This is a genomic window from Comamonas sp. HJ-2 (genome assembly GCF_053615495.1).
Map to the genome: position 1 here is coordinate 69,537 of NZ_JBSIFD010000011.1, position 20,989 is coordinate 90,525.

General features: G+C 64.6%; 16 protein-coding genes. 8 read left to right on the top strand and 8 right to left on the bottom strand.

The window, feature by feature from the left end; all coding sequences use genetic code 11:
- Positions 1–63 precede the first annotated feature (63 nt).
- The 6 genes from ACWGXF_RS10465 (at position 64) to ACWGXF_RS10490 (ending at position 9,101) form a co-directional block, all read left to right on the top strand.
- Positions 64–2,505 carry a TonB-dependent siderophore receptor gene (locus tag ACWGXF_RS10465; RefSeq protein WP_256630287.1) on the top strand — a complete coding sequence of 814 codons (2,442 nt, stop codon included), beginning with the start codon at positions 64–66 and terminating at the stop codon, positions 2,503–2,505.
- 238 nt (positions 2,506–2,743) lie between these two features.
- Positions 2,744–4,111, top strand: a complete 1,368-nt coding sequence (locus ACWGXF_RS10470; RefSeq protein WP_452101886.1) for a sigma-70 family RNA polymerase sigma factor — start codon at positions 2,744–2,746, stop codon at positions 4,109–4,111.
- A 118-nt stretch (positions 4,112–4,229) separates the two neighbouring features.
- The gene (locus ACWGXF_RS10475; RefSeq protein ID WP_452101887.1) at positions 4,230–6,632 is read left to right on the top strand and encodes a TonB-dependent siderophore receptor; all 2,403 of its coding nucleotides are present in this window, start codon (positions 4,230–4,232) and stop codon (positions 6,630–6,632) included.
- A gap of 164 nt (positions 6,633–6,796) precedes the next feature.
- Positions 6,797–7,087 (top strand): DUF3649 domain-containing protein, encoded by a 291-nt coding sequence (locus tag ACWGXF_RS10480; protein ID WP_041744052.1) that lies wholly within the window; start codon positions 6,797–6,799, stop codon positions 7,085–7,087.
- Positions 7,088–7,089: 2 nt separating this feature from the next.
- Positions 7,090–8,760 (top strand): PepSY-associated TM helix domain-containing protein, encoded by a 1,671-nt coding sequence (locus ACWGXF_RS10485; RefSeq protein WP_256630290.1) that lies wholly within the window; start codon positions 7,090–7,092, stop codon positions 8,758–8,760.
- Positions 8,757–9,101 carry a DUF3325 domain-containing protein gene (locus ACWGXF_RS10490; protein ID WP_039048567.1) on the top strand — a complete coding sequence of 115 codons (345 nt, stop codon included), beginning with the start codon at positions 8,757–8,759 and terminating at the stop codon, positions 9,099–9,101. The genes ACWGXF_RS10485 and ACWGXF_RS10490 overlap by 4 nt, the downstream gene beginning before the upstream one ends.
- 342 nt (positions 9,102–9,443) lie before the next feature.
- Here the strand turns inward: ACWGXF_RS10490 and ACWGXF_RS10495 are convergent, their stop codons facing one another.
- The 6 genes from ACWGXF_RS10495 to mfd form a co-directional block, all read right to left on the bottom strand.
- Complete coding sequence (locus ACWGXF_RS10495; RefSeq protein WP_054074056.1) at positions 9,444–9,965, bottom strand: hypothetical protein; 522 nt, start codon at positions 9,963–9,965, stop codon at positions 9,444–9,446.
- Between the two features lie 315 nt (positions 9,966–10,280).
- Positions 10,281–10,838 (bottom strand): NADPH-dependent FMN reductase, encoded by a 558-nt coding sequence (locus ACWGXF_RS10500; RefSeq protein WP_256630291.1) that lies wholly within the window; start codon positions 10,836–10,838, stop codon positions 10,281–10,283.
- Positions 10,839–10,981: 143 nt separating this feature from the next.
- Entirely contained in the window at positions 10,982–11,695 is a 714-nt protein-coding gene (gene serB / locus ACWGXF_RS10505) for a phosphoserine phosphatase SerB (RefSeq protein WP_256630292.1), read from the bottom strand.
- Between the two features lie 157 nt (positions 11,696–11,852).
- Positions 11,853–12,875 carry a Bug family tripartite tricarboxylate transporter substrate binding protein gene (locus ACWGXF_RS10510; protein ID WP_256630293.1) on the bottom strand — a complete coding sequence of 341 codons (1,023 nt, stop codon included), beginning with the start codon at positions 12,873–12,875 and terminating at the stop codon, positions 11,853–11,855.
- A gap of 181 nt (positions 12,876–13,056) precedes the next feature.
- Positions 13,057–13,728, bottom strand: a complete 672-nt coding sequence (locus ACWGXF_RS10515; protein ID WP_256630294.1) for a hypothetical protein — start codon at positions 13,726–13,728, stop codon at positions 13,057–13,059.
- Between the two features lie 90 nt (positions 13,729–13,818).
- Positions 13,819–17,310 carry a transcription-repair coupling factor gene (gene mfd, locus ACWGXF_RS10520; RefSeq protein ID WP_452101888.1) on the bottom strand — a complete coding sequence of 1,164 codons (3,492 nt, stop codon included), beginning with the start codon at positions 17,308–17,310 and terminating at the stop codon, positions 13,819–13,821.
- A 276-nt stretch (positions 17,311–17,586) separates the two neighbouring features.
- Here mfd and ispD point away from each other — a divergent pair, with 276 nt between their 5' ends.
- Together ispD and ispF are read left to right on the top strand one after the other, a co-directional pair.
- Positions 17,587–18,354: a 2-C-methyl-D-erythritol 4-phosphate cytidylyltransferase gene (gene ispD / locus ACWGXF_RS10525; protein WP_256631231.1), complete on the top strand. Its 768-nt coding sequence runs from the start codon at positions 17,587–17,589 to the stop codon at positions 18,352–18,354.
- A 122-nt stretch (positions 18,355–18,476) separates the two neighbouring features.
- Positions 18,477–18,959: a 2-C-methyl-D-erythritol 2,4-cyclodiphosphate synthase gene (gene ispF, locus ACWGXF_RS10530; RefSeq protein ID WP_039048570.1), complete on the top strand. Its 483-nt coding sequence runs from the start codon at positions 18,477–18,479 to the stop codon at positions 18,957–18,959.
- Between the two features lie 34 nt (positions 18,960–18,993).
- On the opposite strand, the gene ACWGXF_RS10535 is transcribed toward ispF, so the two are convergent.
- Positions 18,994–19,389, bottom strand: coding sequence for a GFA family protein (locus tag ACWGXF_RS10535; RefSeq protein WP_256630296.1), 396 nt, complete (start codon positions 19,387–19,389; stop codon positions 18,994–18,996).
- Positions 19,390–19,449: 60 nt separating this feature from the next.
- The gene (locus ACWGXF_RS10540; protein ID WP_034363318.1) at positions 19,450–20,952 is read right to left on the bottom strand and encodes a sensor histidine kinase; all 1,503 of its coding nucleotides are present in this window, start codon (positions 20,950–20,952) and stop codon (positions 19,450–19,452) included.
- Between the last annotated feature and the right edge of the window lie 37 nt (positions 20,953–20,989).

Consider the following 20,989-nt stretch of genomic DNA (forward strand, 5'->3'; position numbering starts at 1 on the left):
TCCGGGAAGTTGTTTGGCAAGCAAGGTGAACCACTCATTTTTGCTTCCAAAGGACTGTCTTTCATGCCTGCTTCCATGGCCTCCCGTTCCCTATCGAATCCTGTAATCAGCCCGGTTGCGCGCGCCGCGCAGCTTGCCTTGCTGGGCTGGGCACTGGCGGCGACCACCCTGCAGGCTGCCGAGCCGCCCGCAGCCGGGCAGGCTCAGGCCTACCGGATAGAAGCAGGCCCGCTGGGCCGGGTGTTGTCCGAGGTGGCGGCCACGGCCGGCATGGCACTGTCGTTCGATCCTGCGCTCACACAAGGGCGGCAAAGCCCGGTGCTTTCCGGCAGCTATACGCCGCGCGAGGCACTGCAGCGCCTGCTGGCTGGCAGCGGGCTGGAGCTGGTGCCGCGTCACGGCGGCAGTTACACCCTGCAAAGGCAGACCGTGGCGCCCGTCTCGAGTGAGGAGGGCAGCACGCTGTCCGAGGTGCGTGTCACGGCTCAGGCCGAACGCAGCGGCACCACGGAAGGCACTGGCAGCTACACCCAGACCGGTCCCAGCCGCACGGCAACGGGTCTGGGCCTGACATTGCGCGAGACGCCGCAGTCGGTAAGCGTGATGACACGCCAGCGCATGGATGACTTCAAGCTGGAGACGTTGGCCGATGTGCTTGAGCAGACGCCGGGCATAGGTGTCTATCGACAGAACAACGCGACGGACTTTCAGGCCCGCGGCTCGGAGGTGAATCTGCAGGTCGACGGCATGTCCCAGCTCAGCAATGGCTGGTACTTTGTCACCAGCACCATGTATGCACTGGACGATATGGCGGAGATGGACCGCGTCGAGGTGCTCAAAGGCTCGTCGGGACTGGTTGTCGGCAAGGGCGGCTATGGCGCCACCGTCAATCTGATCCGCAAGCGTCCCACGCGCGAGTTCCAGGCCAGCGTGCGCGCCAATGCCGGCAGCTGGGATACCTATCGAGCTCAGGCCGATATAGGCGGCTCGCTCAACGAGGCGGGGACGCTGCGCGGCCGCGTGGTTGCGTCCATGACGGATGCGGGCAGCTTTCGCGACAACGAAAAGAGCAACAGCAAGATGTTGTTCGGCACGCTGGAGGCGGATCTTACCCCCGATACCTTGCTGAACCTGGGCATCACGCTGCGCCAGCGCGAGGCACGCGGCTTCGGCACGACCCGACCCATACAGCGCTACACCGCAGCGGGTGCCGAAGTGGGGCTGATGCCGCGCTCGTTCAACAACGGTGCACCCTGGTCGGGCTATGAACAGGAAAGCACCGAGCTGTTCGGCAGCGTGGAGCAACGTCTGGCCCATGACTGGACGGCAAGCCTGAAGTTCTTCCATCAGAGCGTGAAGATGGACGACATGAAGCTGGGCTATCTCTGGAACAGCACCACCGCTGCCTATCTGCCATGGCAGGACGTGGAAAACCGCAACTGGTCGGTCAATCTCGACGTCAAAGGTCCTTTCACCCTGCTGGGCCGCACGCACGAGCTGCTGGCCGGCGTGGGCATGTCGCGCTACCACAGCGGCCTGCTCTACGGCAGCTCGAAGAACGTTTCGCTGGCCAATCTGGGCCTGAGTTACGCCCAGGGCGGCGGCGCGCTGGCCCAGCCCGACTTCGGCAACTGGAACTATGACCGCCATGTCTTCAACCAGCGCCAGCGCTATGCCTATGCGGCAGGGCGCTTCCGTCTCGCAGATCCGCTGCAGCTGATTGCGGGCATGCGCGTGACGCAGTACCGCCAGCATGATGTGACGCCCACCTGGTGGAACTACGATATGCGCGAAACCGTCACCACGCCCTATGCCGGCCTGGTCTACGAAGTGCATCCCCAGGTTTCGCTGTACGGCAGCTACGCCACCATCTTCAAGCCGCAAAGCGCGCAGGATGAACAGGGGCGCACCCTTGATCCAGAGCAAGGCAAGACCTATGAGGTCGGGGCCAAGGCCGAGTTCTTCGACAAGCGGCTCAACGCCAGCATCGCTCACTTCTGGATGAAGACCGACAACTCGGCCGAGGCGTCGGGCGGCTTCACCCCTGGCGGCGACATGGCCTACCGAGCTGTCAGCGGTGCCACGCGGCGCGGCTGGGAGCTGGAACTGTCGGGTGAACTGGCGCGCGGCTGGCAGGTGCAGGGCAGCCTGGTGCAGCAAAACAGCTCGCTGACCAGCTCCAGCCAGTATCCCAAATACCAGCTCAAGCTCGGCAGCACCTACCGCTTCGACGGCGGCTCGCTGCGTGGCCTGACACTGGGCGCGGCCACTCGCTGGCAAAGCAAGACCTCAACCAGCGACAGCCGCAACACACTGGCGCAGCAGTCCTATGCCGTGCTGGATCTGATGGCCCGCTACCAGGTCGACAAGCATCTGTCGCTGAGCCTGAACCTGAACAATGTGCTGGACAAAAAATACTTCGCGGGCGTCAGCAGTCTGGGCGGCCTTTATTACACCTGGGGCGCGCCGCGCAGTGTGAACGTGGGCATGCGCTACGACTTCTGAGAGGTGGGAAGGGGCTATCAATAACCATAGCTATCATCGCTTGATGCAATTGCATTTCAGATATTTTTATATCTGAAATCAAATATTTGATAGTGCGGATAGCTATTGTTTTATTGCTCCAGTGCTAGGGTCTGAAATCTCCTGCGTTCCATATGCGCGGCACATTCTGAGCGCAAAAGCCTGGGTGAAATGAGGTTGTTGAGAATGATTCCTATTTGTGGAATTATGATCCAGTTCTATGGATATGACAGCCTCCTTCACCCGCGCGCTGCTCTCGGGCTTCGAGCGGGCCTATGCGGACCTGTTGCGCGCCGCCACGCGAAGCACGGGCTGCCGCGAGGAGGCCGGCGATGTCGTGCACGACGCCTGGCTGAGGCTGGCCGAGCATGCGCAGGCTGCTCAGGCTGAACAGGTCGGGCCTGCCGACAGCAGCGGCGCTGCCCCGGGGCCGCGCGATGCGACCGCCTATCTGGCCGTCATGGCGCAGAACATGGCCCTGGATGCGCACCGCCGCCGCCAGCGCCATGGGCGCTACCTGGACGCCGAGGCCGTGCGCGAGCAAATGGCTCCCAGCCATGCGCCCGACGTGGCCGAGTCCGTCATGTACCGGCAGGCGCTGTCGGCGCTGGAAGCCGCACTGGCCGCACTGCCCCAGCGCAGCCGCAAGGCCTTTGTGGCTCACCGCGTGCATGGCGTGCGCCAGGCAGAGATCGCGGCGCGCCTGGGCGTGTCGCTGAACACGGTGGAGCGTGACCTGATCCAGGCGAATGCCTGCATCGAGGATGCGCTGCACCGCTGGCGCGGCAGCAGCCCGGCCGACGCGCAGCGTGCGGGCCATGGGGGGCGGCGCCGCAGCCTGGGCGCCTTGCTGGGACTGGCGGGTGTGGGGCTGGGCGGCGCTGCCGCCTGGCAGCAGTGGCTGCTGTACCGCCAGACCCATGTGCAGTGGCAGGCCAGCTGGAGCAGCGCACGCGGCCAGCAGGTGCGCCACGGCCTGCCCGACGGCTCGAGCCTGCTGCTGGATGCGGCCAGCAGTGCCCGGGTGCAGTATTTCTCGGCGCGGCGCGTGGTCACGCTCGTCCAGGGAGCGGCCTTCTTCGAGGTGGCCCGCGACGAGCAGAGGCCTTTCATGGTCGAGGCCGCCGGCGTGCGGGTGACCGTGCTGGGCACGCGCTTTGGCGTGGACATCGAGGAGGGCGGCCAGAGCGGACAGCGGGTTTCCGTGCAGGTGGCTTCCGGCCGGGTGCAGGTGCAGACACTTGGCGCGGATGCCCTGTCCTGGCAGACGCATGAGCTGGGCGCGGGCCAGGGGCTGCGCCTGGAGAGAGGCGCAGCGGTGCGCACGCAGGCTGCATCCGGGGATGCGGCGGCCTGGCGCCATGGCGAGCTGGTGTTTGCCGACACCACGTTGGGCGAGGCGCTGCAGCGGCTGGGGCGCTATGCGCCTTTTGAGCTGCAGGCTACCCCCGAGGCCGCGCGCCTTCCTTTGAGCGGGCGCGTGCGCATCGCCCAGGCCCATGCATGGGTCAGGGCCTTGCCGCGGGCCTTGCCGGTACAGGTGCGCCAGCAGCCCGGCGGCGGCCTGCTGCTGGCACTGGCTCCGTGAGCGGCTCCGCAACTGGTGCGGTGAGCGGGCCAGGTTTTTTTCAGGGTGTTTGCCGTGCCATACGTCAAGACAGTGATCTCCGGGTATTGACCTCATCACTGACTCAAGGACGACTTGCATGCATCCGCTTCTCCCCCATTTCCGTCTCCATCCATTGGCCCACGCCGCCATCTGCCTGGGTCTGGCCATGCCGCTGCAGGCCGCCTGGGCCCATGCGCCAGCGCAGGCCGTGCCCTTTGACATCGCGGCCCAGCCGCTGGGCGGTGCGCTGCACGAGCTGGCGCGCCAGGCCGGCCTGCAACTGGCTCTCGATCTGGCGCTGGTGCAGGGCCGACAGGCGCCCGCGGTACAAGGCCACCGCGATGTGGGCGCGGCACTGGAGTCGCTGCTGCGCGGCAGCGGACTGCAAGCGCATGTGAAGCAGGGCATGCTCACCGTACAGCTCGTGCCAGAGGCCACGGGCACGGAGCCGTCCACGCTGGCCGAGGTGAAGGTTGTGGCCAACCAGCTTGGCGAGATCACAGAAGGCTCGGGCCTGTACACGCCGGGGGCCATTGCCACTGCCACGCGGCTGGTGCTGACGCCGCGGGAGACGCCGCAGTCGGTGAGCGTGGTCACGCGCCAGAAGATGGACGACTTCCAGCTCAACTCCATTGACGAGGTGATGGAGCACACGCCCGGGGTGAGCGTGGTCACCTACGACAGCGAGCGCACGGTCTATTACGCGCGCGGTTTTGCCATCAACAATTTCCAGTACGACGGCATTCCCATGCTGCGCGACTCGGGTTATTCGGCGGGCAACACGCTCAGCGACACCTCCATCTACGACCGCGTCGAGGTGCTCAAGGGCGCCACCGGCCTGCTCACGGGCAGTGGCGACCCGGGCGCCACCATCAATCTGGTGCGCAAGAAGCCCACGCGCGAGTTCCAGGGTCATGCGACGCTGGGCGCGGGAAGCTGGGGCAGCTACCGAGGCGAGCTGGACCTGAGCGGCGCGCTCAACGAGGCGGGCAGCGTGCGCGGCCGGGTCATGGCGGCGCGCCAGGACCGGCACACGCAGCTGGACCATTACAGCCGCGATGCCTCGGTGTTCTACGGCATCCTCGAAGCCGACCTGGGGCCGCGCACGCGGCTGACCCTGGGCGCGGACTTCCAGGACAACAAGCCCAGGGGCTCGACCTGGGGCGGCATACCGCTGCTCAATGCCAACGGGGACTTCAACGACATGCCGCGCTCGTTCAACAACGGTGCGCGCTGGAGCCGCTGGGAGCAGTACACCCGCACCGCCTTCGCCACGCTGGAGCACAGTTTCGACAGCGGCTGGGTGGCCAAGCTGCAGCTGAACCGGCAGATCAACGGCTATGACGCCAACCTGGGCTCGGCGGCTGCGGGCTTTCCCAATCCCGCCGACGGCTCGGGCGTCAGTATGTGGGCGGGGCAGTACATAGGCCGCACCACCAGCAATGCGGCCGACTTCTATGCCAGCGGCCCGTTCCGGCTGGGCGGGCGCGAGCATGAACTGGTGCTGGGCGGCAGCCTGACCAACCGGCACTGGAAGAACCGCGGCTGGTGGGATACCGGCAGCTATGACACGACGGTGGACAACTACTACCTCTGGAGAGGTGATGTGGCCGCTCCGGCCTGGGGAGCAATGCCGGATTTCACCAACGAGGAAACCACGCGCGAGCGCGGCCTGTATGCGACCGCACGCTGGAATCTGCGCGACGACCTGAAGCTGATCACCGGCGGGCGCTGGTCCAATTACACCAACCGCGCCGAGCAGATGCGGGAGTCGGGCGTGTTCGTTCCCTATGTGGGGGCCGTGTACGACATCGACGACACCTATTCGGCCTATGCCAGCTATTCGGGCATCTTCAAGCCTCAGTCCGCCCAGGACGAACAGGGGCGCACCCTGGCACCGCTGCAGGGCAAGAACTACGAGCTGGGCGTCAAGGCCGCCTTCCTGGACGGCAAGCTCAATGCCTCGGCCGCAGTGTTCCAGCTGGAGCAGGACAACTACGCCCTGGAAACCGGCGGCGTGACCCCCACGGGCGCCACGGCCTACCGCGCGGTTCAGGGCGTGGAGACGCACGGCTACGAGTTCGAGGTCTCGGGCCAGCTCACCCCGGCCTGGCAGCTGCAGGCGGGCTTTTCGCATGGCGTGGCGCGACAGCAGAGCGAACGCGTGTCCACGCTCACGCCAATCAACCAGTTCAGCTTCTACAGCAGCTACCGGCTGGGCGGCAGCCTCAGCGGCCTGACCCTGGGCGGCGGCGCGCGCTGGCAGGACAAGACCTGGGGCGACATCTCCACGCCCGCCGGTGGCACCGTCACACATACCGTCAAGGGCTACTGGATCGTGGATGCCATGGCGCGCTACGAGTTCAGCAAGCAGCTGTCGGCGTCGCTGTCCGTCAAGAACCTGCTGGACAAGCGCTACTACACCATCTTCAACTGGTACAACACCTACACATGGGGGGCTCCGCGCAGCGTGAGCCTGAGCGTGACCTACAAGTTCTGAGCCTTGGGACTGGCCGCCCCGGCGCACGGAGCCGGGCGCCTGCTGCATCGCGGGGTGACCCTTTTGGGGTTTTCGTTTGTCATACAGGAAGAGAGGGCGCACGCGCCCGCTCCGTCCCAGGAAAAACCGATAACTACCCAGGTCACCATCCCGATCCTCCTCCCATGACTCCATCCAACGCCGCCCCTGTGGGCGCTCATCTTCTTTCCCGGCTGCTGGCGGCCGTTGTCGGCGGCTATCTGCTGGCCAGCGCCCTGGCCGTATTTCTTGCCACAGTCTTGCCTGCATCGCGTGCCGAGGCGGTACTGGCCGGCATGCAGTGGAGTTTTGCGCTGCATGTGCTGGCCGTGATCTGGGCGTTTTCGCCGGTGTCGCATGGCCGGGTGTGGCTGGGCCTGATGCTGCCGGCTTGCGTCATGGCAGCGGCATCGGTGTGGCTGTCAGGGGGAGGCTGAGCATGGTCGATCAGAAAAAAGCCTCAGGTGCCGGGCAGGGCGGCTTTCGCCAGGCCCAGGCCTGGCTGCACACCTGGTGCGGACTGTGGTTCTCATGGCTGCTGTTCGCGGTGTTCCTGACGGGTACGCTGGCGGTCTTTGCGGAGCCCATTTCGCACTGGATGACGCCCGAGCACCATGCAGAGGAGGCCGAGCAGGCGGCAGCCGCCGGCCAGCAGGGGGGCGACCTCGCGCAGCGGCTGGCATGGGGCGTGGCCTACATGGAGAAACACCATCCGGGCGCAGAAATGTGGGAACTATGGCCCTCGGATGCCAAGGGAGCCGGCGACCTGCGTGTGTACTGGTTCGATGAAAAGCGCCAGTACGCCTCGGCACAGCTGGATTCCGCCACCGGACAGCCGCTGCCAGCTCATGGCTTCGTGCGCGCCACCCAGGGCGGCCACCATTTTGTGGATTTCCACTATCGGCTGCATGCGGGGCAGGCGGGACTTTGGGTGGTCGGCATTGCCGGCATGGCCATGCTGGTGGCGCTGGTTAGCGGCGTCATCACGCACAGGCGCATCTTCAAGGATTTCTTCACCTTTCGTGCCCACAAAGGTCAGCGCAGCTGGCTGGATGCCCACAATGCGGTGGCGGTGCTGACGCTGCCGTTCCAGATCATGATTGCCTACACGGGCATTGCCATCTCCGCGTCAACATTCATGCCGGCCGGCATTGCGGCCTATTTCGGTACGGGCAGCCAGGGGCTGCACTCCTATGTGGTGGCGCTCAACGAGTCGGACAGGCCTGAGCGTTCGGGCCGGGCGATGGCTGTTCCGGACCTGGAGCCGTTTGCTCTGCGCGGTCAGGCGCTGATGGGCCAGCCTGTGCGGGCCGTGGTCGTGGACAACCCGGGCGACGCGGCGGCGCGCATCGGTGTCTACGGCTGGAACAGCGACGAGGAAATGCAGCAGCGCCTGAGCCCCACGACAGGCATGGTGATGTTCTCGGCGGCGAGCGCAGACGTGCTGAAGCTGCGCCAGCCAGGTGATGTGGACGGTGGTGGCGCCTCCATGGCCAAGTCGGTGATGGGCAGTTTGCACCAGGTGGAGTTCGGCGGGCAGCCGCTCAAATGGCTGTATTTCCTATGCGGGCTGGCCGGTAGCGCCATGATGGCAACCGGGGCCATCCTGTTCATGGTCAAGCGTCGCAGCAAGCATCTGGGTCGACAGGCTGGCGAGTTCGGCAGCGCCACGGCGCGCGTGTACCGGCTCGTCGAAGGACTCAATGTTGCGGCCATCGCAGGTCTGAGTCTGGGCTGCATAGGCTATCTGTGGGCCAACCGCCTGGTTCCCGTCGGGCTGTCCCATAGAGCGGATTGGGAGCTGGCGGTGTTTTTCGGGCTTTGGAGTCTGGCGCTGCTGCATGCCCTGGTGCGCGCACCCGCCGTGGCATGGCAGGAGCAACTAGGCCTGCTGGCCCTGTTGTGTCTGCTGCTGCCGCTGCTGAACTGGATCACGGTAGGGGACAGCCTGCCGGCCCAGATTGCTCGCGGCGACTGGGAGAGTGCGGGTGTGGAGTTGTGTGCCGTGGCGCTGGGATTGCTTGCCGCCTGGGCCTGGGCTTATCTGAGGCGCTGCGGCGCCGATGCAACACGGCGTGTTCCTGCAGTCAAGATGGAGGTGGGAGCATGAATGCCTTGCAAGCTTCGGTGCTGGCTTTGGCGCTGGCCTTTGCCGGCATGGTGGCACTGGCTTTTGCCATGGAGCGTCATCATGAACAGCTCACGGGAGCCATGGAGATTTCTCGGGCTCGATCGCGGCTGCTGCGCTGCGCGGGAGCATTGCTGCTGGCGGTGGCCGTCATGCCCTGTCTGCGCGCCTGGGGCTTTTCCGTGGGAGTCGTGGTCTGGCTGGGCTGGCTGTCGATAGGAGCGCTGCTCGCCGTCGCCCTGATCAGCGCCGCCGCCCGCTGGGCCGCTGCTGCTGGCTGCATTCTTGCTGCGGCGGCTCTGGCTTGGGTCTGGCGCGTGTGACAAGGATCTGGCGGCTCATCATCGCCAGGTGCCGAGCGGATGACGCTTGATGCGTGCATGTCCTTCGGTGTCTTGCCGAGCTTCGCGTAATCGGCAGGGGCCGTGTGCCAGCCTCATGGGTCCACAGGCCTGGGCATGCCCTGCTGCCGTGTATGGTCTGCGTTGCAGACCTTGTCTGTTGCCAGGAATGCACCGTAGCTGGCAGCTTGCGGTGGCTGGAAACACCCGGAGGCACGCAAAAAGGAAGGGAAAAAGGGATGCAGAGCGCATCCCTTTTCGAATGAGGCCGGTAGGTCTGAATTCCTGGCCGGCCTGTATTGAAGCCCGGTTGCGGGCTGATGATTACTTGGCGGCCGCGCGTGCGGCTTCCGCCTTGGCCTTGGCCTCGTCCAGCTTCTTTTGCAGAGCGGCGGCTTCCGCTTCAGCCTTCTTGGCCTCTTCTTCCTTGGCCTTCTTGGCTTCGGCTTCCTTGTCGCCGCCACCCATGGCGCCGGCAATGGCATTGCCAGCCATGGTGCCGGCCACGGCGCCAACGGCAGCACCTGCCATGGTGCCCATCATGCCGGAGCCACGAGCGGCAGGAGCCGCTGCTGCTGCGGGAGCAGCCGCAGGAGCTGCCGCAGCGGCGGGGGCTGCGGGTGTGGCAGGTGCAGCAGCCTTGGGTGCGGCGGCGGCAGGAGCCACGGGTGCGGGCTGAGCGGGCGCCTTGCTGCCGATGCTGGCAGGGCGAACGGACTTGCTGCTGCCCATGCGCTTGGCCTGAGCCAGGGAAGGCACGGTCAGCGATGCGATGGCGATGGCAATCACGGAGGCAGCAGCACGGTACGAAGTCTTCACGAAATGGTTTCCAGTCATGGTTGTCATAGATGGCCGCCTGCACTCTGACGAGCGAAGACAACCAGCATGCCTGGCGACGCTTGTCGCATCAGGTTTGCTTGCTATGGTATTTAAAGTCAATGGTTGGATTTTCAAGGTGCTGAACTGAAACTGTCCGTAAAAGGACAGGGCTCAGACCCTGACGGCCGGATGTTGTGTGATGTATGAGGCCGCACGCTATTGTAGGAACACTCTGCATGCGCAAAAGTTCCAGCAGTCTTCAATGCAGGGAAATAGTCATGAAGTGCCCCGCAGCGCCTGAAACGTGAGCGGGGCGAGCTATCGAGCCGGAGGAAGATTGGTTTAGCGCTTCTGGTGCAACTGCACCCAGTCGAGAAAGCGTGTCATGTACTTGACGAGGAAGTCATGGCTGCCCTGGCCGATCTTGCCGTCGGCGTCGAGCAGCGTGTCGGACCAGCGCACAAAGCCCTCGGGCTGGGGCAGGGTGGGCATGTCCAGCGACGCCAGCACATTGCGCAGGTGCTGCTGGGCCATGGCCGTGGCGGCCGCGCCGGGCGAACTGCCTATCACGGCGGCCGGCAGTCCTGCCCAGACGGACTGGCCATAGGGACGGCTCAGGCCGTCGAGCACGTTCTTGAGTGATGCGGGGATGGAGCGGTTGTATTCGGGCGTCACGAACAGAACGCCGTTGCAGCCGCGAATCAGGGGTTTGAGGTCGTCGAAGGGCTTGAAATCGGGGGTGTTGTCGAAGTCGCGGTTGTAGAGCGGCAGGCGGCTGATATCGATGAATTCGAAATCGGCCTTGTCCTGCATGAGTGCGGCCAGGCCCTGGCCGAGCTGGCGGTTGATGGACTGCTTGCTGAGGCTGCCCACGATGACGGCGATTCTGAGTTGGCTCATGCTCTGACCTTTCGACCGGGTTGGGGGAGATGCATGGCACTGTAGCAAAGCTGCCGGGGATTGCCGCGCCGCAGCGGGCGCAAAAAAGCCGCGGTTCCCGGGAGCAGGGACCACGGCTTGGTGCTGGGCTGGTCTGTTTCAGCCTATCGGAGCACTTCCAGCAGGCGATCCAGACCGCCTTCGTTGATGGCGACCTTGGCCTCGTTGCGCACGCGTGGCTTGGCGTGGAAGGCCACGGACAGGCCGGCCGCCTGCATCATGGGAATGTCGTTGCTGCCATCGCCCACGGCAATGCATTGGCTGGCATCGATGCCGATCAGCGAGGCCACTTCCAGCAGGGTACGGCGCTTTTCCGCGCCGTCGCAGATATCGCCCCAGGCCTGCTCGACCAGACCACCGGTCAGTGCACCGTCCTTGATCTCCAGCACATTGGCGCGCACAAAGTCGATATCCAGCAGGCCGCGCACATGCTCGGCAAAGTAGGTAAAGCCGCCGGAGACCAGCAGTACCTTCAGGCCGGCGGCCTTGGCGGCCTTGACCAGTGTCTCGGCACCCGGCGAGAGTTTCAGGCGTTCGGCCAGAACGCGGGCCATGTCGGCCTCGGTCACTCCGACCAGCTTGCCCACGCGCTGGCGCAGGCTGTCCTTGAAGTCGGTGATTTCGCCGCGCATGGTGGCTTCTGTGATGGCTGCCACTTCGGCCTTCTTGCCCGTGGCGTCGGCGATCTCGTCGATGCACTCGATGGTGATCAGCGTCGAGTCCATATCAAAGGCGATGAGCTTGTAGTCCGCCAGCTTCTGGGGGGCGGTAAAGCCGCGGATCATCAGGCCGGGAGCGAATTCGGTGGCGTCGGTCATTGCGAGTCGTGCGAATGAGGGGGGTAGCAGAAAGGGGAATGGCGGAAATCGGGTCTGCGCCATTCCTCAAGATGGCCGCCATTATCCGCTGTTGTGGCGGGCTTCGGCTGGCCATTCACCCAGGAGTCTGCCCCCCTGGTGCTGCTTGGGGCGGCGCCTACTGCGGCTGAATGCCGGCGGCCTTGACCAGTTCTGCATGCAGTCTGATGTCCTGGGCCACGGTCTGCCTGAGCTGCTCGGGCGTCGATGGCGCGACTTCCATGCCGTTTTCACCCAGCTTGGTCTTGATCTCGCTGTCCAGTGCAACGCGCACGGCGCGGTTGAGCTTGTCGATCACGGGCTGCGGCGTCTTGGCCGGTGCGAACAGGCCGACCCAGGCCGAGAGGTTGAGATCGGCAAAACCGCCTTCGGCCATGGTCGGGGTGTTGGGCAGCATGGCCGCGCGCCTGGGTGCCATCAGCGCCAGGGCATGCAGCTTGCCGGCCTGGATATGGGGCAGGGCTTCGGGCAGCACGGCAAATAGCATGTCCACATTGCCGGCCAGTGTGTCGTTGACGGCCGGCGCACCGCCTTTGTAGGGAACGTGGAGCATCTTGGCCTGGGTGCGCGTCTCGAACATCAGCGCGGCCAGATGCTGTGGGCTGCCGTCGCCGGATGAGGCAAAGGTCAGCTTGCCTGGAGCGGCCTTGGCGGTCGCCACCACGGCAGCCACGCTGGGGAATTTCTGCCTGTCCTTGACCACCAGCACCATGGGCTGATTCACCAGCTTGCTGATGGGCGCGAAGTCGGCCTCGGGGTCATAGGGCAGGGATTTGAAGATGCTCTTGTTGGTGGTCAGGAATGAGGCCGGCGAGACCATCAGCGTATAGCCGTCCGGGGCGGAACGTGCCACGGCCGGTGTGCCGATCTGGCCCGAGGCACCGGCGCGGTTGTCCACCACAAAAGGCTGCTTGAGTTCGCTGGCCAGCTTTTGACTCACGACTCGGGCAATCATGTCGGCGCTGCCTCCGGCGGGCAGGGCAACTATGACCTTGACCGCGCGCTCGGGATAGGCGTCCTGTGCCTGCGCTGTGGCGGCAAAGCCTGCCGCCAGTGCGCAGGCCAGTGCGGGGCGGGCCATGGCATGAGCGGCATGGCGAATTTTGCGGTTAGCGATATTGCGGACGGGTTGGAGCAGCATGCGATCCCTCTCTTTCTCAAGATATGCACCAGCTTGGTGATGGCTGCAGTGCGATAGCCCGATGATGAGCAAGCCCTGTGCCAGTTGCCTTGGCGTTTTGCCGGATGGGAAAGATGCGGTTTGCGCAGTTGCCGGGAAAGTGGCAGAGCTGAAGTGGCAGAGCTGATGCGCCTCGACGGCTTCAGCTTTCAGAATTGCCAGGCGGCTGCAGATATATGGCATCCGACCAGGTGGCCACCCAGTGCGGGCGAAAGACTACGAACACCGCCGTCAGCATGCCGGTGGTCACGCCATCGGCCCAGGCCATAAGCCAGCGGGCCATGCGCGAGAGGTCTTCGTTGACATTGGGCAGCACATGGCCTGCCCATTGGCCGACCAGAGATGCGACAAACAGACACAGAACTGTGCCCAAAAAGCCGCGCAAAAGAATGAATACAAAAATGTTGTGCCAGCACCAGCGGCGCACTGCCACACCCCAGAGCATGGCCAGCGTGGCCGGCACCAGACCTTGCCAGACCACCATGCCAAGGGCTTCCTCCAGTCCCAAGCCAGGAGCCAGTGCAAAAGCTATGGCGCTCACCGAGAGCAGCACGGGTACTGCAAGCGGCCAGCCTATCAAAAGAACGACCAGCGGTGCACCAGACCAGCGCAGCTGCAGCGGCATCTGGTGCAGCGCAGGCAGCGCCCAGACCCAGGGCAGCAGCACCAGAACGGCCAGCAGCGGCGTGATCAGAGGCGACAGTATCGGGTCATGCATGCCGCCGGGGCCGGCCCGGCTGCCCAGCATGCGCCAGGGGCGACAGAGCAGGGCCAGCAACAGTGCCAGCAGGGCAATGGCGGCTTCAAGAAACATGGGGGCTAGGCAGATCAGGTTCTGCCGCCATCTTGCACCGTCTGCATCGGTAGGGCCTCAATAGCCCTGCTGGCTTTGTCAGCAGCCCTGTCAGGCATGAACGGCAGTTTCGTTCTTGAGCGGCTGGCCCAGGCTGCGCAGCACATCGCGCACCATCTGGGCACGGTCCTTGGGGTTCTCCAGTTCTTTTTCGATGCGCAGCTTCTCGTTGCCTGCCAGCTTGATGTGCTTGTTCTTCTGGATCAGGTGAATGATGTTCATGGGATCGATCGGCGGCTGGGGCTTGAAGCTGATGTTGATCACGCCAGGAGCGGCATCGACCTTCACAACACCATAGGGCTGGCTCAGCACGCGCAGGCGGTGCACGTCGATCAGGGTCTGGGCCTGGGGCGGCAGCTTGCCGAAACGATCCACGATCTCCTCGAGCAGGGTATCGATCTGATCGGCCGTCTTGGCCGTGGCCAGCTTCTTGTAGAACGACAGGCGCAGATGCACGTCGCCGCAATAGTCGTTGGGCAGCAGGGCCGGGGCATGCAGATTGATGTCGGTGGAGGCCGATAGCGGTGAGAGCAGATCGGGCTCCTTTCCGGCCTTGAGGCTGCGTACGGCCTCGGACAGCATCTCGTTATAGAGCTGAAAGCCCACTTCCATCATATTGCCGCTCTGGTTTTCGCCCAGCACCTCGCCGGCGCCACGGATTTCCAGGTCATGCATGGCCAGATAGAAGCCCGAGCCCAGCTCCTCCATCTGCTGGATGGCCTCCAGCCGCTGCTGGGCCTGCTTGGTCAGGCCGTCCAGGTCCGGCACCATCAGATAGGCATAGGCCTGATGGTGGCTGCGTCCCACGCGGCCACGCAGCTGGTGCAGCTGCGCCAGGCCGAACTTGTCGGCGCGGCTGATGAGAATGGTGTTGGCCGATGGCACGTCGATGCCGGTCTCGATGATGGTCGAGCACAGCAATATGTTGTAGCGCTGGGCCACGAAATCACGCATCACACGTTCCAGCTCGCGCTCGGGCATCTGGCCGTGGGCCACGGCGATGCGGGCCTCGGGCAGGATTTCCTCTAGCTTCTGCTTGCGGTTCTCTATGGTCTCGACCTCGTTGTGCAGGAAGTAGATCTGTCCGCCGCGCTTGAGCTCGCGCAGCACGGCTTCGCGAATCACGCCCGTGCCCTCGTTGCGCACAAAGGTCTTGATGGCCAGACGCCGCTGCGGCGCCGTGGCGATCACCGACAGATCGCGCAGCCCCTCCAGCGCCATGCCCATGGTGCGCGGAATCGGGGTGGCCGTCAGTGTCAGCACATCGACCTCGGCACGCATGGCCTTCATGGCCTCCTTGTGGCGCACGCCAAAGCGGTGTTCCTCGTCGATGATGAGCAGGCCCAGGTTCTTGAACTGCGTGGATTCGGATAGCAGCTTGTGCGTGCCGACCACGATATCCACCGTACCGTCCGAGATGCCCTTGATGGCCGCCGTGATCTCCTTGCCCGAGCGGAAGCGCGACACCTCGGCCACCTTGATCGGCCATTTGGAGAAGCGGTCCACCAGGGTCTGGTAATGCTGCTCGGCCAGCAGCGTGGTGGGGGCGAGGAAGGCGACTTGCTTGCCGCCCATGGCTGCCACAAAGGCTGCACGCAGCGCGACCTCGGTCTTGCCGAAGCCCACATCGCCACAGACCAGACGGTCCATGGGCTGGGGGCTGATCATGTCCTGCACCACGGCGTGGATGGCGGCGCGCTGGTCGGCCGTTTCCTCGAAGCCGAAGTCGGCCACAAACTGCTCGTAGTCGGCCGTGGGGAAGCGGAAGGCATGGCCCTGGCGCGCGGCGCGGCGGGCGTAGATATTGAGCAGCTCGGCAGCCGAGTCGCGCACCTGTTCGGCGGCCTTGCGCTTGGCTTTTTCCCATTGCGTGCCGCCCAGCTTGTGCAGCGGCGCATCGTCGGGCGAGACGCCGGTGTAGCGGCTGATCAGGTGCAACTGGCTGACGGGCACATAGAGCACGGCATCGGCCGCATATTCCAGATGCAGAAACTCCTGCAGTGCTGGCGTGCCGTCAGTGTTCTTCTGGCCCATGTCCATATTGATCAGCCCGCGATAGCGGCCTATGCCGTGGTCGGCATGAACGATGGGGTCTCCCACCTTGAGCTCGGACAGGTCCTTGATCAGGGCCTCCACATCGCTGACCTGCTCCTGGCGGCGGCGACGGCGGCCCGTGGGGCTGCTGGCAAACAGCTCGGTTTCGGTGACGAAGTCCAGGCCTTCCTCGACCCAGGCAAAGCCCGTCATCAGGCTGGAGGTGGCGATGCCGACCTTTTCCGTGGCATCGGCCTGGAACTCGGCCAGCGAATCGAACACGGGCGGGTTGACACCCGAGGCACGGAAAAAGTCGAGCAGGCTCTCGCGCCTGCCATCGGATTCGGCCAGAAGCAAGACCCGGCTTGCGCTGGATGCTATATGTTTTTGCAGCTTGGCCAGCGGGTCATCGGCTCCGCGCAGCACGGAAAGGTCTTCGAGCTTCTGGAAGATGGCGCTGTCGGCCACATCTTCGGTGCCCGGGCGCAAGGCCAGCTGGGCATGCTCCTTGCTGCGGGTATAGAACTGGTCGGCGCTGAGAAACAGCGTCTCGGGCGGCAGCGCCGGGTGGTCGGGGTCGCCTTGCACCAGGCGGTAGCGGTCCTTGGTATCCTGCCAGAAGCGCTGGAAGGCCGGCTCCAGATCTCCATGCAGCACCACGGTGGCCTCATCGCCCAGGTAGTCAAAGACCGTGGCCGTCTCGTCAAAGAACAAAGGCAGGTAGTACTCGATGCCGGCCGTGGCAATGCCGGCACCCATGTCCTTGTAGATGCGGCTGCGCGTGGGGTCGCCTTCTAGCAGCTCGCGCCAGCGGCTGCGGAACTTGGCGCGCGCCTCCTCGTCCATCGGGAACTCGCGGCCTGGCAGCAGGCGCACCTCGGGCACGGGGTAGAGGCTGCGTTGCGTGTCGGGGTCGAAGGTGCGGATGGAGTCGATCTCGTCGTCGAACAGATCCACGCGGTAGGGCTGGAGCGAGCCCATGGGGAACAGATCGATCAGGCCGCCGCGCACCGCGTATTCGCCATGGCTGACCACCTGGGACACATGCTGGTAGCCCGCCAGCGTGAGCTGGGCCTTGAGCTTGGCTTCGTCCAGCTTCTGGCCCTGCTTGAATTCAAAGGTATAGCCGGCCAGAAACGAAGGCGGAGCCAGGCGATAAAGGGCCGTGGTGGCGGGCACGATGACCACATCGGCGCCATGCTGCTTGTCGCGCTGGTTGATGCGCCACAGCGTGGCCAGGCGCTCGCTGATCAGATCCTGGTGCGGCGAGAAGCTGTCGTAGGGCAGGGTTTCCCAGTCGGGAAACAATGCGCAGCGCAGCTCGGGGGCGAAGAAGGCCATCTCTTCCATGAGGCGGTGGGCGTCGGCGGCATCGGCCGTGACGATGGCAGTGACCCGGCCGTCTCGCTTTTCGCGCTCGCCCAGCCTGGCCAGCAGCAGCGCGTCGGCGCTGCCAACTGGACGGGGCAGGTGAAAGCGTTTACCGGGGGTGAGCTTGGGCAGTTGCATGGTTTTTCACAGACGAACGCAGGCAGCGGCGCGCAGGCGCGGGCTGGATGCAAAAAAACGGGGATAGATTGAATGCGGGCGAGTCCGGCCATCAAAGGCAGGGCTCACAGTCCAATCAGCGCGGAGCTGATGGTTGGCGGCGCATTCACTCAAAATGGGGACACCTCAAGGCGATGCAAGCCGAAAGCCGGTCGTCGATGGATCTCAGGGGCTTTCGGACGAAATGGTGATTTTAAAATACTGTGCATGACAGATCGGTTTTTCTCGCCTGAGTCCATGACGGACGACAAGGCAAACGCTGCGGCGGCTTCATCGCCAGCATCTGCGCCCCGCTGCTGGGGGCTGATTCCCTGCGCGGGCGTCGGTCTGCGCGCCATTGCCGCAGACTCCCCGGCCCCCGAGCTGCCCAAGCAATACCAGAGTGTTGCGGGCCAGCCCATGGTCATGCACACGCTGGCCGCCATGTTGGCGGTGCAGCGCATGCACCGTGTGCTGCTGGTGGTCTCTGCTTCCGATGGTTTCTGGCAGGAGCGCGCCACGGACGCCCGGCTCAGCATTGCTGCCTGTGGCGGAGCCACCCGTGCCGAGACCGTGAGCAACGGCCTGCAGGAATTGCTGCGCATGGGAGCCAGCGCCGAGGACTGGGTGCTGGTGCATGACGCGGCGCGCTGTCTGGTCGCATCGGCGCAGGTCAATGCCTTGATCGATGCCTGCCTGCCGGATGCGGTGGGTGGGCTGCTGGCGCTGAAGCTGCCCGACACCCTCAAGCAGCAGGTTGCTGGTGCAGGCCCGGCGCGTGTGGCGCAGACGGTGGAGCGCAGCGACAAATGGCTGGCTCAGACGCCGCAGATGTTCCGTATCGCAGCCTTGCTGGCTGCGCTGCAGGCGGCGGGCGCTGCCGTGACCGATGAAGCCAGCGCCATGGAACTGGCCGGTCACTCACCGAGATTGGTGCCGGGCGGTGCGCAGAACTTCAAGGTGACCTACCCCGACGACTTTGCGCTGGCCGAGGCCGTGCTGCTGCAGCGCAAGGCGCGTGGCTAGACGGATTCGCCATCGACAGGGCTTGACGACGGGCAACGCCATGCACGACCCGGATTGGCACAGATAGTATTTAATTTGATAGCTGCTTGCGCTTTATGAGCAAGGGTTTGACAAGGATTTTTATGAATTTTCGTATTGGTGAAGGCTGGGATGTACATGCCCTGGTCCCTGGACGCAAGCTGATTCTCGGCGGTGTCGAAGTGCCTCATAGCCTGGGGCTGCTCGGCCATTCAGATGCCGACGTGCTGCTGCACGCGATCACCGATGCGCTGTTCGGCGCTGCGGCGCTGGGCGATATCGGTCGCCATTTCTCGGACACCGACGCGCAGTTCAAGGGTGCCGACTCTGCCGTGCTGCTGGCCGAGGCTGCCAGGCGCGTGCGTGCCAAGGGCTTCGAGATCGGCAATATCGACAGCACCATCGTGGCTCAGGCGCCCAAGCTGGCACCCCATATCGAGAAGATGCGCGAACGCATTGCCCAGGTGCTGGCGCTGGATGTGGAACAGGTCAACGTCAAGGCCAAGACGGCCGAGAAGCTGGGGCCTGTGGGTCAGCAGCAGGCCATGGAGGCTCGTGCCGTGGCCTTGCTGGTACGGACTGCCTAGCCACGTTCGGCGCAATGGCCGCTGCGAAAGCCGGTCATGAATCGCCGTAGAGGGCTTGCACTTCGGCCCCGGTCAGGGTCGGGGTGTCGTTGGCCAGCGCGTAATAGTCGGGCTTCTCGTCGATATAGATCTGCTGTGCCAGTTTCAGTCCCTGGGCGTCCTGAAACAGCCCGGCAGACAGAAAGTGCTCGTTGCTTGCCAGCAGGCGGTAGAAGAGGTGGGTGCCGCAGCTGCTGCAGAAGGCGCGCTCCGCCCAGGGCGAGGAGGCATAGCGTGTGACGGGGCCGCTGGTCTGCACCGCCGTGCCGCCATGCAGGGTGAAGGCCGGGCCTTCTCCCCAGCGCCGGCACATGCTGCAGTGGCAGACATGAACTTCGTGGGTGTCGGGCGCGGTGACGAGAACGGCTTTGCACAGGCATCGGGCTTGCATGGTGAGCTCTCCGGCAGATGGTTGAAAGGCGATGCCGATTGTGCAATGAGGCGGGCAGATTCAGTCTTCCATGGTCTCATCGTCTTTCTTGTCGCGCGGCAGATTGCGCTTGACCTGGGGGCGCTGCAGGCGCTGTTCGGGCGCCGCACCGGCCGTCACGCCCATGGCGCGCTGCAACTGCAGATGGGCGACCAGGCCGCCTGTCGATGAATTGGACAGGGCAAACATGCCGCCCATGCGCTGCACCGTCTTGTCCACGATGGACAGACCCAGGCCTGCGCCTGCGGCCGCCGTGCGCGCCGTGTCGCCGCGGAAGAAGGGCTGGGTCAGATTGGCCAGTTGCTCGGCCGGCACGCCCTTGCCATGGTCGCGGATGCGGATAACCACCCATTTCTCGCTTTCCTTGGCAACCACGTCCACCTCGGTGGTGTCGGTGGACGGGGTCTTGCCATAGCGGCGTGCATTCTCGAAGAGGTTGGAGATGACACGCGCCAGCTCCACCTCATCGGCCATGACGTAGAGGTCTTCGGGGACGTTCATGGTGATCTGCAGCTCACGATGGTCCTGCACGGCATAGACGCAGGAGGCAACCACGGCGTGCAGATCCACGGGGCTGAGCATGACGCGATGATCGGGACGGGCGTAATCCAGGAATTTGTCGATGGTGGCGTCCAGTTGAACGATGTCGGCCACCATATGCTCGCGCGCCACATCGTCATAGACGCTCATCTCGGTTTCCAGACGCAGCCGCGCCAGCGGCGTGCGCAGGTCGTGGGAGATGCCGGCCAGCATCACGGCGCGGTCCTGCTCCAGCTTGGCCAGCTTCTGCGCCATGCGGTTGAAGCCGATATTGACTTCGCGGATTTCGCTGGTCACGGCTTCCTCGTCGAGCTGGCTGGCGTCGAAGTCGCCCTCCCGCACGCGATTGGCTGCATAGGACAGTTGTTTGAGTGGCCGGTTGATCAGGCGGGCGATGGCGGCCGCGCCGATGAGCGAGAGCAGGGCGGCCGTGATCAGCCAGATCAGCCAGGTCTGGCCGCTGGCGGGAGTGAAGCGCGACTGGTCCATCAGCATCCAGTTGCGATCGCCGTTGATGGTGAAGCCAACCCACAGGCCGGGCTCTCCGTTGACGCTGCGCGCCACCACGGTGCCGTAGCCCAGGCGGGTGGTCAGCTCCTCGGTCAGCTTCTGGCCAAGGGCGTTTTGCTCCAGCAGCTCGAAGGAGTCGCCGGGCTCGCGGGGCAGAATGCGCACGCCTTCCTGGTCGGCCATGGTCTTGATCAGGGAGACGCGGTTGATCGCATCCGAATGCTCGAGGGCAGCGCGGCTCAGATTGACCAAAGAGGCCACTTGCTTGGCCGTCTGCAGCGTGCGTGGCTCGAAATCCAGTGCCCGCAGTGTCTGCAGCCAGGCCAGAATGCTGCCCACCAGCAGCAGGGCCAGCAGGCAGAAAGTACGCCAGAACAGGTTCAGCCCCACAGGGGAGCGAGCTGTGCTGCGCCGCTCGTACTCCAGAGGTACGGGGCTGGTGGCGTCGGGCGGCGGATGGTGAAAAGCGCTCATGAACAGCAATGCGGAAATAACTGGGCCCGAGGGTACG